At 41.7% G+C, this 12,327-nt stretch carries 13 protein-coding genes; 3 read left to right on the top strand and 10 right to left on the bottom strand.

The window, feature by feature from the left end; genetic code table 11:
- Positions 1 to 100: 100 nt before the first annotated feature.
- Entirely contained in the window at positions 101 to 910 is an 810-nt protein-coding gene (gene dapB, locus P343_RS34670) for a 4-hydroxy-tetrahydrodipicolinate reductase (protein ID WP_023511514.1), read from the bottom strand.
- Positions 907 to 1,260: a nucleotide pyrophosphohydrolase gene (locus P343_RS0119255; RefSeq protein ID WP_031264219.1), complete on the bottom strand. Its 354-nt coding sequence runs from the start codon at positions 1,258 to 1,260 to the stop codon at positions 907 to 909. The genes dapB and P343_RS0119255 overlap by 4 nt, the downstream gene beginning before the upstream one ends.
- 213 nt (positions 1,261 to 1,473) lie before the next feature.
- Between P343_RS0119255 and P343_RS34665 the strand changes: the two genes are divergently transcribed.
- Positions 1,474 to 2,400, top strand: coding sequence for a YitT family protein (locus tag P343_RS34665; protein WP_023511513.1), 927 nt, complete (start codon positions 1,474 to 1,476; stop codon positions 2,398 to 2,400).
- A gap of 180 nt (positions 2,401 to 2,580) precedes the next feature.
- On the top strand, positions 2,581 to 3,513 hold the full coding sequence (gene rarD, locus P343_RS34660) for an EamA family transporter RarD (RefSeq protein WP_031264217.1): 933 nt from the start codon (positions 2,581 to 2,583) through the stop codon (positions 3,511 to 3,513).
- A 55-nt stretch (positions 3,514 to 3,568) separates the two neighbouring features.
- On the opposite strand, the gene P343_RS34655 is transcribed toward rarD, so the two are convergent.
- The 6 genes from P343_RS34655 to P343_RS34625 all read right to left on the bottom strand — a co-directional run bounded on the left by P343_RS34655 (position 3,569) and on the right by P343_RS34625 (position 9,774).
- Entirely contained in the window at positions 3,569 to 4,006 is a 438-nt protein-coding gene (locus tag P343_RS34655) for a hypothetical protein (protein WP_023511511.1), read from the bottom strand.
- A 129-nt stretch (positions 4,007 to 4,135) separates the two neighbouring features.
- On the bottom strand, positions 4,136 to 5,683 hold the full coding sequence (locus P343_RS34650) for an amidase family protein (RefSeq protein WP_023511510.1): 1,548 nt from the start codon (positions 5,681 to 5,683) through the stop codon (positions 4,136 to 4,138).
- Between the two features lie 140 nt (positions 5,684 to 5,823).
- Positions 5,824 to 6,645, bottom strand: a complete 822-nt coding sequence (locus P343_RS34645; RefSeq protein ID WP_023511509.1) for a carbohydrate ABC transporter permease — start codon at positions 6,643 to 6,645, stop codon at positions 5,824 to 5,826.
- Positions 6,645 to 7,505, bottom strand: a complete 861-nt coding sequence (locus tag P343_RS34640; RefSeq protein ID WP_023511508.1) for a carbohydrate ABC transporter permease — start codon at positions 7,503 to 7,505, stop codon at positions 6,645 to 6,647. Before P343_RS34640 ends, P343_RS34645 begins: the two co-directional genes overlap by 1 nt.
- Positions 7,506 to 7,798: 293 nt before the next feature.
- Positions 7,799 to 9,082, bottom strand: a complete 1,284-nt coding sequence (locus tag P343_RS34630; protein ID WP_023511506.1) for an ABC transporter substrate-binding protein — start codon at positions 9,080 to 9,082, stop codon at positions 7,799 to 7,801.
- Positions 9,083 to 9,399: 317 nt separating this feature from the next.
- The gene (locus tag P343_RS34625) at positions 9,400 to 9,774 is read right to left on the bottom strand and encodes a hypothetical protein (protein WP_023511505.1); all 375 of its coding nucleotides are present in this window, start codon (positions 9,772 to 9,774) and stop codon (positions 9,400 to 9,402) included.
- 293 nt (positions 9,775 to 10,067) lie between these two features.
- Here P343_RS34625 and P343_RS34620 point away from each other — a divergent pair, with 293 nt between their 5' ends.
- On the top strand, positions 10,068 to 10,349 hold the full coding sequence (locus P343_RS34620; protein ID WP_023511504.1) for a GNAT family N-acetyltransferase: 282 nt from the start codon (positions 10,068 to 10,070) through the stop codon (positions 10,347 to 10,349).
- An 81-nt stretch (positions 10,350 to 10,430) separates the two neighbouring features.
- On the opposite strand, the gene P343_RS34615 is transcribed toward P343_RS34620, so the two are convergent.
- Together P343_RS34615 and P343_RS34610 are read right to left on the bottom strand one after the other, a co-directional pair.
- On the bottom strand, positions 10,431 to 10,946 hold the full coding sequence (locus P343_RS34615) for a hypothetical protein (protein WP_023511503.1): 516 nt from the start codon (positions 10,944 to 10,946) through the stop codon (positions 10,431 to 10,433).
- A gap of 115 nt (positions 10,947 to 11,061) precedes the next feature.
- The gene (locus tag P343_RS34610) at positions 11,062 to 12,045 is read right to left on the bottom strand and encodes a YeiH family protein (protein WP_023511502.1); all 984 of its coding nucleotides are present in this window, start codon (positions 12,043 to 12,045) and stop codon (positions 11,062 to 11,064) included.
- Between the last annotated feature and the right edge of the window lie 282 nt (positions 12,046 to 12,327).

The following is a 12,327-nucleotide window of genomic DNA, read 5'->3' as shown; positions in this document are numbered from 1 at the left end:
GTCACCCCTTATTTAGAGGGTGTTCGAAAAGCAAACAAATGATAAGCGTCGAAACACTTCCGTCTCTTTTCGAACAGACTCTTATTCGTCAATCAGCTGTTTAGTCAAGTATATTCTCCAAACCATAAACAAGAGTATCAAGATCCATAACAGTCTTTGCAGCGTAATGAACGCCTGTCATAAATGAAGCGCGATCCATTGAATCGTGACGCAGCGTCAATAATTCACCCTTGCCGCCAAACAGCACTTCCTGATGAGCAATCAATCCAGGGAGCCGTACACTGTGTATCCTCATCCCGTCGAAGTCGGCGCCGCGTGCTCCGACGAGCGTCTCCTTTTCATCCTCAGCACCTTGCTTTTTTGGCTGACGAGATTTTGCCATCAGTTCAGCCGTTTTAATTGCTGTACCCGACGGCGCATCTTTCTTCTTATCGTGATGCAACTCGATGATTTCCGCATCTGGAAAGTATTTGGCGGCCATTTGGCTGAATTTCATAACCAGTACGGCGCCGATCGCAAAATTTGGTGCGATAATACCACCAAGCTTTTTCTCGTCCATCTGCTGTTTGTAACTTTCCACTTCCTCGTTTGAAAAACCTGAGGTGCCAATCACCGGCCGTACACCATAATCGATCGCTTTTTGCAGGTTTCTTTTTCCTGCCTCCGGATTGGTAAAATCAATCAGCACATCCACGTCTTCTTGCGAGAAGCAGGCATCAATTTCCGTATAAACTTGACCGCTCAGGCCAGTAATGCCAAGTAGATCTTCAATGCGTGCACCATCATGTCCATGATCAATTGCCGCTACAAGATCAAGATCAGGTGATTGAGCGATCATACGGATCGTCTCTGAACCCATTCTTCCTCTAGGTCCTGAAACGACCACACGAATTTGTTCTTTTTCTGTCATAAGTTTTCCTTCCCTTCATCGGTCTTTTTCGTCCACCGGTCTTTATCCCGGGTTTGAAATTTATCTAGAACAGTCTCTAAGGCCTGTCCCAGATTAATATGTAAACTATTCGCCATGCAAATCACAACAAAAAGAAGATCGCCCAGTTCCTCTTCAACGGTTTTTTCCAGTTCTGTGGGCTTCTTCTTTTTCTCTCCATAATAATGGTTGATTTCTCTGGCAAGTTCTCCCAGTTCTTCAGTCAGACGCGCGGTCAATGCGAGCGGCGAAAAGTAACCTTCCTTAAATTGGCCGATATAAGTGTCTACTTCTTTTTGAAACTGATCGATTGTCTTTTGCTCCAACTTGATCACCTCTACCTCTCTTCCCCTATTTTAACGGAAAAAAGGCATAATGCCAAAGTACATGTGATCCGAATGCAGTTGGATTATATCATTGTTTTCAACTCATGAAAACGTTTCGCAAGAGAAATATCCATGAATTGTGTGATCTCTTATTGAAGGTTGCACAAGTTAACCGTATGATATAGATTGCGAAGTGAATCGGAAAGGTTGTTGTTCTGAATGAAACTGAATTTACAAACAAAAAACATGCTGTTTATTTTGCTGGGTGCAGCAATCTATGCTTTCGGACTCGTTAATTTTAATATGAAGAATACACTGGCGGAAGGCGGAGTCACGGGCTTAACGCTGATTTTGTATAACCTGCTCAAAATTGATCCGGCGGTCAGTAACATTGTGCTCAATATTCCCCTTTTCTTTGCCGGCTGGCGATTCTTCCGGCGAAATGAATTTATCTATACCTTGGTTGGGACATTCTCGCTCTCTTTCTTTCTATACATTTTCCAGCACTGGATCACCTTTGACTTCTCATTGAGGCACGACTTGTTTCTTGCGGCGCTTTTCGCAGGCGCATTTATTGGCGGCGGACTCGGGATCATTTTCCGTTATGGAGGCACGACCGGCGGCTCGGATATCGTTGCTCGAATAACACATAAAAAATATGGTTGGGCAATGAGCAAGACGATGCTTATTATCGATGCCGCGGTGATCATCTTGTCCATTTGTTATTTGGACTATCGCCAAATGATGTATACACTTGTCGGTGTCTTTGTCGGTGCGAAAATGATTGACATCATTCAGAAAGGTGCTTATTCCGCAAAGGCAATCATGATTTTCTCTAGGAAGAGCCACGTTTTGGCGGAGCAAATCATCAAGCTTCTCGACCGGAGTGTGACGCTTATTGACGGTCAAGGCGGATACACAAGGCGAAAAATGAATGTGCTTTATTGCGTTGTCAGTCGCAATGAAGTATTCAGGTTAAAAAGTTTGATTCATGAGCTTGATCCCGATGCATTTGTTACTGTGAATGATGTTCATGAAGTTTTTGGTGAAGGTTTTGCAAAAAATGATGTCGAAACGGCGGATTGGCAGGCGAAGGCTTCTTCCCAACAAACGGAACAGTCAACAAAAACAGATAAACAACAGTAAAAAAACGTTAACCGTATCACAATTTTGCTATCTATAAGCCTGAACATTCCTCTAGTCAGCCGTGCAGAAAGCCGATACAATGAATGAATGGTTCTTTTCAGCCTGTTATTTGTCAAAATATCGCAACAAGAAAGGAAGTGACGGTTCAGCAAAGGCTTCGGCTTTCTGCTTAACATCCCTATGAACAACCGAGAAACGAAAATAGGCGCTACTTACGCTCTGTCGGCTTATTTTATGTGGGGCCTATTTCCACTGTATTGGATTTTATTTAACCAAGTGCCGGCGTTAGAAATTTTGGCACATCGCATTTTTTGGTCCCTTATTTTTATGTTCGTGCTATTAATGGCTTCCAAAACGCTGGGTAGCTTCATTCAGCAATTAAAGAGTTTACTGGTTCAGCCAAAACTACTGTTCTTTGTGTTTATAGCTTCGGTCCTGATTAGTGTTAATTGGTTGGTCTACATATGGGCGGTAAACAATGGGCATGTGATTGAATCGAGCATGGGGTATTACGTCAATCCTCTTGTGAGCATTCTTCTGGGGATTGTTTTTCTTAAGGAGAAATTGACCGTTTGGCAGTTGGTCGCTTTTCTGCTTGCTGCCGCAGGTGTACTGATTCAAACGATAAATTTTGGACAAGTGCCTTGGATCGCTTTGTCACTAGCTTTAACGTTCGGTTTTTATGGTTTAGCGAAAAAACTGATTCATATCGCGCCATCAATGGAACTCACGTTTGAAACCCTATTTGTTGTTCCCGCTGCACTTATTTATCTGATCTATTTGCAGCAGGCGGGCGTTGCATCATTCGGCACTGAATCATGGCTGACGACTTTACTTTTGGTTGGCACCGGTGTCGTTACAGCGGTGCCGCTCCTCTTTTTTGCCGAGGGCGCACAACGCATTTCATTGACAATGGTCGGTTTTTTTCAATACATTACACCGACGATGCAGCTGATTATCGGCATCGCAATCTACAGAGAACCGTTTCATCTCACCCAGCTTGTTTCCTTCTCGTTCATCTGGCTGGGACTGATTGTCTTCACATTGTCGGCAACACTCTTTGTGAAAAAACAATCCGTTATGTTAAGAACTGCTGATTCAAAAAACAATTAAACAATCATAAAAGGCATGCCTGCGAACGATCATAGGCATGCCTTTTTACATGAATTTATTTGTACAAGGAGTAAAAATAGAGAAACCATATGGCGTGTTTTTGTTCATCTTTTGCCATCCGATAAAAGCAACGTTTCACATCCAAATCAAGAGTTGCATCTCCTGATTTAAGATAGAAGTCAACAGAGTGCTGTTCATCCTCAATGCTGTGACGAAGGCTTTCGAGATAGGTACTCGGGCAAGAATTAAATGGAGTATCTTGGATCGGATCTTCAGATAAATTTCGATATAGCGCTAAAAATTGCTGTTCATGTTGAATCTCATCATCACGTATATCAGCAATTTGTCTTTGCTCCCTATCTGTTTTTGCCTGCTTCATCAGCGCTTCGTAACAATTGACCGCATGTCGTTCCCGATTGATCGCGGCTTGGAGTCGTTCAAGTGTTTGCTCATTCGTGTCTAGGTGCGCTTGGTACTCGTATTCATAGGACATATGCTCGGCCTCCCCACTTATCCTAATTTATGTGTATTCGATAAGATGAGAAAGGTGCCCATTTTTTAAAATGGACACCTTGCTAAGCCGATATGTTCCTTTGCTATATGAAACTCTGAGTCGTATATATTACAGCGAAGGCTTGACGCGATGCTGTGTGGTCTGTTCAAACGAATAAGCAAGTTCAATCAATCGAGGTTCACTAAACGCCATGCCAACAAAGGTAATGCCGATCGGTTCGCCATCGCTTGTATAGCCAGCAGGTACCGTAATTGAAGGATATCCTGCCTTTGCCGCAATATCGGAACCTTGATAATCCGCAAAAATAAGTGCATCCAGTTTGCGTGTCTTAATGACTGCATCAATGCCTTCCTTTTGTGATAATCGTAAGTCTTCCGCACGATCGGCTAAATAATCGCGGCTGCCTAAATCACCGCTTAATTTCTCGGCCTTTTCAAGCAACGTTTGTCCATATTTTAACGCCTTGTCTGCATGAGCCTCATTATAAGCAATTAATTCAGAGAGATTATGGACAGGGACGTCCTCAGGGAGTTTTTCAAGGTATTGATTTAGGTCATATTTGAATTCTTGAATCATGACCGATGATTCACGTCCTTCTAACGAATCCGTAGATGGAATGATTGCAGGATCAACAATTATTGCACCTTTCTCGCGCATCAGATCCAGCGCACGATTAATAATCACCGCTTTCTCGTCACTAACAGAGTCTAAATAACGGCGGTCAATGCCTAGTCGCGCATTCTTTAATTCTCCACGTTTTAAATAGACCGTATAATCCTTTGCCACATCCCCCTGGCTCCAGATGGTCTCTTCATCGTCTTCATCCATACCGGTTATTGCATTCAGCAGTAAAACTGCGTCCTGAACTGTACGCGCAATTGGGCCAGCCGTGTCTTGGCTGTGGGAAATCGGAACGATACCACGTCTACTAACTACGCCAATTGTCGGTTTGATGCCCACAAGTGAATTATATGCGGCAGGACAGATGATTGAACCTGAGGTTTCGGTTCCGACGCCGACCGCTCCAAGATTGGCGGCAATTGCAGCAGCTGTCCCGCTGCTTGATCCGCCGACATCAAATGATGCACCGTAAGGATTTAGGACTTGTCCTCCCAAAGAGCTGTAGCCGTTCGGCATGCCTTCGGTAATAAAATTCGCGAATTCTGTCAGATTCGCTTTCGCTAGAATAATCGCGCCTGCTTTCTTTAACTGTTTTATTACGAAGGCGTCTTCAACCGCTCTATGATTTGCCAGTGCGACCGAGCCCGCGGTCGTATGCATTTTCCCAGCTGTATTTATATTATCTTTAACAATTACAGGAATACCGAATAATGGGCCGATTTCCGGCGTCACAGTACGCCTGACGTCACATGCCTCTGCTTCATGCAATGCATCAGGATTGATTTCGATGACCGCATTCAGCTGGGGACCTTTTTTGTCAAACAGATCAATGCGATCTAGATACATCTGGACCAAGTCTTTCGAAGTCACTTGTCCAAGTTTGAGTGCTTTCTGCATTCCGGTGATTGTCATTTCTTCAATTTCAAATGGCTTGCGTTTCGCCGCTTCCTGGCGGATATACATGCCGGCTGTCAGTGCAGCTGCAGCCGCACCGGTCAACGCAGCCGCAAAAGCGAACTTTTTCTTTTTAGACATTTGGCTCACTCCAATAGACTCGATTCATAGCATTTAATTTAACTATTATCTTACAAGGAACATCAAGAAACTGCAAACATGCTTCAATAAATAAAAAAGCCGGCGATTGCCGACTCGTTTCTTCTTTTAACAATTTGTTATTATTTTACGGAGCCCTGTGTCATCCCTTTTATTATTTGTCTTTGAGCAAAGAAATAGACGAGGATAATCGGAATAATCGACAAAGTCAGTCCGGCAAGCGCAAGATGCCATTGTTTGGTATATTCGCCGAAAAAGAAGAACATTTTGAGCGGAATGGTCTCTTTTCCCGGACTATTAATGACGAGTGACGGTAAAAGATAATCATTCCAGATCCAGACTGCATTTAAAATCATTACCGTTACAGTCATCGGCTTGAGTATTGGAAAAATCACATACCAAAATGTTTGCCAGCGGTTGCACCCATCGATTCTTGCGGCTTCATCAAGTGAAACAGAAATAGATTTGATCGATCCGTGATATAAGAAGATTGATAAGCTTGAACCGAACCCCAGGTACATAAACATTAGCCCTACCCGATTCAGCATCTCCGCAGCACCAAAAACTGAGATCAGTGGTATCATCACTGTTTGAAAAGGAATCAGCATCGCAGCAATAAAGATCATAAATATGACACTGCTGACTTTACGTTTCGTGCGAACGAGCGCGTAAGCAGCCATAGAAGAAAAAATGATGATGATTGTGATACTGCACACCGTAATGATTATTGAGTTAAGAAACGAGCGGAAAAAGTCAAGCTGTTGCATAGCGGTTGGATAATTTTCAGCTGTGAATCGGTGAGGCAGTCCAAGTGCATTGAGAAAAATTTCCGCTTTTGTTTTAAATGAATTTGAGAGCATCAAATAGAAAGGTAAAATCCAGACAATGGCAAGGAAAAAACCGATTCCAGCAAATAAGTAACGCCAATTGTTTCTCGACTTCATTACAGCTCCACCTCCCGCTTCTTACTGTAATAAACCTGTGTTAACGATACAGCTGCGATAACTACGAAGAAAACGACCGCCTTTGCCTGTCCAAGCGCCATCTGGTTTTGTCCGAAGGCCGTATTAAAGATATTCATTGCGACCATTTGTGTAGAATTATAAGGACCGCCTGCCGTCAGCGAAAGGTTCTGATCATACATTTTAAAGGAATTGGACAATGTGAGAAACAAGTTCACTGTAAAAGCGGGGGCAATTAAGGGTACAATAATATGCCGGAAGCGTTGCCAGATATTTGCACCATCAATCTCTGCGGCTTCGAGCAGCTCGCGATCCATCCCTTCTAGATAAGCAATATAAATCACCATGATATACCCCGAATATTGCCAGCTCATTAAAATGACCAACCCCCAAAATCCCGTATCCGGTGTCGCCAGCCAATCTTTTAATGAAGCCATACCAATTAAATCACCAACAGAAGAAAAAGCCTTAATAAAGATAAACTGCCAGATAAAACCAAGAATCAGTCCACCAATCAGGTTCGGCATAAAAAATACAGTACGCAGAAAATGATTGCCTTTGAATTTTTGCGTGACAATCAAAGCAAGCGATAAGCCAATCAGATTTGTTAACACAATTGAGACAATGGAAAATTTAACCGTAAACCAAAGAGAATCAATAAATCCTTTATCATGAAAAATCGCGACATAATTTGCAAAACCTACCATCTTAGTTGACTGAATGCCATTCCAGTTGGTAAATGAGTAATAGATGCCTAATATAAGAGGAACGATTATAACCATGACTAGGGCAATGAAAATGGGTGCGATAAAAAAGTAAAACCAGCTATTCTTTCTTTTCATCCGTTCCACCTCCTGTTAAATTAAAGAATATGGAGGCCAAAGCAGTGTGCTGCCTCGTCCTCCGCAATGGTCGCTTCTTAGTTAACTCTATGGCTCTGTAAAAACTTACATTTTGATTTTCACTCCATATGCGCGCATCAATAGGTACGGCCACGGTCGCTCCGCTAGGCTCCTCGCCCAATACTTTGCTGAGGAGTCTCACCCATCCGCTCCAATTAACACAGTAGCAAATTCAATAGTGAGCTTTAACATAGCCTACTTTATAAACAGTTATATTTGCATACATATTGTAATTATTGAGATCTTGCATCCTTCCACTTCTGCTCAACATCCTTTAATAAGTTGTTCCAACTTAATTTCCCGCTCATGTATTGCTGAATGTCCGAACCAAGTGTATTTAATCCCCAGCCGGTAGGATAACCGTTAAATACCCAGCCGATCGTCTTATTTTCTTTTGAATACTGATAAATTGATCTAGAAATAGGGTCCTTTAATCCAGAAACATCATAGCCCTTATAGGCAGGGATAAATTGAAAATCGTTAATGACAATTTTCTTGCCTTCCGAAGAAGTGTACATCCAATCAAGAAAATCTTTTGCTGCCTTAATCGTCTTTGTATCCTTATGAGCATTTACTGCCCAATACATTGGCACTCCCACTGGGATGCTGTCTGTTTTAAAGCCGTCCACTGGAATAGGGAGAATACCAATACCATTTTTTGCAAAATCTGCATTAATACCTACAATTGTTGGTGAAACCCAGTTACCTTGCTGAATCATGGCCACTTTTCCATTCGAAAACAGCTCTTCAACTTGTTGTGAATAATCAAGGCTTGCTGTAGGCTTCACAGAGTACTTTTGCTGCAAATCAAGATATGCTTTCAATTGTTTCCCATATTTAAAAGAGACTGTTTTTGACTGATATGCCTTTGTTACGTCTTGGTCAAATTCCGGAGACAAAAAGATGTTCGAGGAGTGAAGTCCTGACACCCAAGTCTCTTTTCCGGCATAAGCAAAAACGGCTTTCAACCCTAGAGACGCTTTTTGTTTATCTAAAAACTTCGCGGCATTTGTCAGATCCGCAAATGTATGGATTGAAGCAGGATCAATTCCGGCTTTTTTCAACACTTTTTTATTATAGAGTAGGCCGTATCCTTCCTGATTATAGGGAAGTCCGAATACTTCGCTCCCTTTCGTTACACCTTTCAAAGTTCCGGGCAATGCGGCTTGCGCAGCTTTCGTATCTTTCAGGTCAGCGAGTTTTCCGGTCCAGTCCTTTACATCTTGAGGTCCGCCAATATTGTAAATTGCAGGCTCATTCCCAGAAGCGAATTTGGATTTCAATGCAGCGCCATAATCACTCCCGCCTCCCACAGTTGTAATATTAATTTGAACATTGGGATGCTCTTTCATATATTTGTCTGCAAGTTGCTTAAATTGATTTTTAAATTCTACTTTAAACTGAAAGATATCGACCGTTGTTTTTCCATTAGTAGCGCTTTTTCCTCCACAACCCGTCATGGCAACTAGGAGAAGAACACTAACAAAAATAACTAACCATTTCTTTTTCAAATCCATACACCCCCGATTGATATGCAGACATTTTAGACGTAAGTGGCCTTTTTGTAAGCGTTGTCATTTATTTAGAAACAAACATAAAGAAACCTTGATCCGATTGATCAGTTATCACCTACTCTCTGAAAGACTGGTCAAAGTTAGGTTTCTTTCGACCTTTTCAAGTATATTGCGTGAATACGATCAGAATAACCTGTGATCCCAATATTTTTTTCAACAAATCTGGCAAAAAAAGAGAACTTAAGGGGGTTCCTTAAGTTCGCGACTTACATGAATAATTTAAATTCAATTTGTATTTATTTTGTTCAAACCGGTTACGCTCAGTCGCAGCCACAGTCATCGTGATGATCATCATGACGGTCATCATCGAATCGCTCACCAAACGATTTAATAGCAACGATATCTTCAAGGCAAATGTCGATTGTGGAAACTCTACGTTTCTCACAATTGAAGAGTGTCAGCACATTTCTTGATACTCCGGCAAAGAAACCACTAACCGGTCTTGAACTCTTCAGAAATACTTTGATGAAATCGTTCTTGGAAATACCTCTCAACAAATCCCGCCCATCACAACGATTACTGAAATTACTGGTGTTGTAATTACTGTTGTTGTTGTAATTGCCGCCAATGTTTTGACCACCACAGCCGCAGCCGGAGCCGGATTGCTGACCATATACAAAGTCATTCCAACCCATTCATAACTCCTCCTTGTTTCCATTATTCATCTTACATTAACAGGGTATGAGACTTATGCGTTTTGGTTATGGACAAAGCATCCGGTTCATTCATGTATTTTCATGAATGCAGATCAACGCTGTTTTTCGTGTGATCCTGATTGATCCCCCCTTGATAAACCGCTTACATTTATGGTTAAATTAAGTAAGAAAGACATCGTTTGATTTCAGTTACTAACCTCTTGTGATCGAGTGCCATCATTGTTATGAACATATGTCTTAGATAAAGAAAAAAAAGAATCGAGGGATCAAAGATGGAATTAAAAAAGGGAAATCATCGTTTTTACATGGTGGACGGATCTGATAAAGAAATCGGCGAAATCACATATACTGATCAAGGACCGTCTGTGCTCAGTATTGACCACACTTTTGTTGACCCTAGTTATCGCGGTCAACACATTGCCCAACAATTAATTCAGGCAGTAGTTAACATGGCGACAGAGGAACAAAAGACAATTATCCCGGTTTGTTCCTATGCTAAAGTGCTCTTTGAGAGAAATAAGGAATACCAGAAACTTGAATACAAACCTTCATAACCCCCCAACAAAAGACTCGCTATTTGATTCATCATCAAAGCGAGTCTTTTGTTATTCTCTAAGCATCGTTTGCAGATGGTTTCAATAACCAAACAGACGTGCAACTAGCCCTTTTTTTTGTTTTTTGGACTCAGCTATTTCTCTCAACCTGCTCATCAATTGTTTATCCCGGAGTTCAATACGCCGTTCAAACTCAGTACTGAAATTTTCTACCACCCGATCAGCTGCTTGTTGCGCCGCAGAGGCGGCGACCTGTTCAACCATTGCTCGAAATTGATCGGCAGCCAATGTGACCTCGGATCTTGAGACGTTTAATCCATATTCAACGGCGGCTGGCAAATGGTCCAAATCTGTTTTGTCACATATGCGCTTTGCCGCGTCATCGATTGTCAGACCGGTATTCAACTTTTCAAGTAATTGACTAATGGTTTCCATATCTTCTTTAAAGAAGATTCTTTGATTACTTTTATTTCGCGTGAACTGATACCCATTTTTCTCGAGTGCCATCGTTAAGTGCCTGAGTTTACTCTTTGTAATGTTCAATTTCTCGGAAGCTAGTTTCGTAAATAAGCCAATCGTCTCTTCATCCGCTCGCATTTTTTCACTCCCTGATTCTTTATGTGTATAAGCTACTTATACAATTAAACATTCAAGTTGTGAATTCCTACCTGCAATTGGAGTCTTGCCGAAAAGATTAATCGACGAGATCAGCTCAGAGTATCCAATATTGGACAAAGATCGAGACGATTGCCAAAACAAACCAGCAGATCAGGCCAAGCAAAATTGGACGAATACCATTTTTCAAGAGTTTGACAAGATTCGTATTCAAGCCAATGCAAACCATAGCCATCACGATCATATATTTGCCAACATTAACAAGAAACCCAAGCAATGCTTGTGGTACAGAAATAAAGGTGCTGATAACAGAAGCTGCCGCAAACCAGAGTACGAACCAAGGAAAAATTTTCGAAAAGCGATAGCTTCCTTTACCTTCTTTATCTTTTCTCGAAAAGATTAAAGCTAGAGCGATCGTGACCGGAACAATCATCAGCGTACGTGTCAGTTTAACAATAACAGCAAGGTTTCCGGCATCATGGCTGAATGTGTAGCCTGCTGCAACCACAGAAGACGTATCGTTAATCGCGGTACCTGCCCAAAGCCCAAACTGGTCATTACTCATATCAAAAAGGTGGCCGAGAAATGGGAATAGAAATGCAGCAATGACGTTAAATAGAAAAATCGTTGAAATCGAATGTGCAACTTCTTCATCCTTAGCTTGAATAACCGGTACTGCTGCAGCAATCGCTGATCCTCCACAAATCGCAGTCCCGACACCAATTAACGTCGTCGTCCGGCTTTCGGTTCTAAGCAATTTGCCAGTAATATAAGCCGTAAGAAATGCTGCTGTGAGTGTAAAAACCATCAGCAGCAGCGTCTGTCCGCCCGCACGGATAATGTTGAACAAATTAAGTCCAAAACCCATTAAGATTATGGAATACTGTAAGACTTTCTTTCCTGTAAAGGTAATTCCCGCTTGAAGTGACGCAGGTCTTGTCCAAAAAGAAAGAATAATGCCAAATAAAATACCAAGCACCGGGCTACCGATGATCGGCAGATAGAGACCAATTAGCCATGCCGGAAAAGCGAGTACTGCGGCAAGTGCGATCCCTGGAATCTTTGTTGTTACTGAATTCAAAAAATCTTCCTCCTCATGTTGCCTAAAGCAAAATAAATCTTAGTAAGTCATGACTACTAAATAGACTATTTTCATAGAGAATCACTAAGTTTACATAATTATCGTTACGTTTACATTAAGCGGATTCTGTTCATTGGTTGATTATACACGATATTGGGATGATAGGAAAAAATTTTTTCCGCATCTTATCTTCTTTCACTCTCTTAGTTTTCCATAGGTACATCTGCGAACGGTATGATAAGAGTTGACATAGTGTCAATCAAAATGTTCTGTAATCAGCCA

The sequence above is a fragment of the Sporolactobacillus laevolacticus DSM 442 genome (genome assembly GCF_000497245.1).
GTDB lineage: Bacteria > Bacillota > Bacilli > Bacillales > Sporolactobacillaceae > Sporolactobacillus > Sporolactobacillus laevolacticus.
This window is presented reverse-complemented; position numbering and strand designations above follow the sequence as displayed.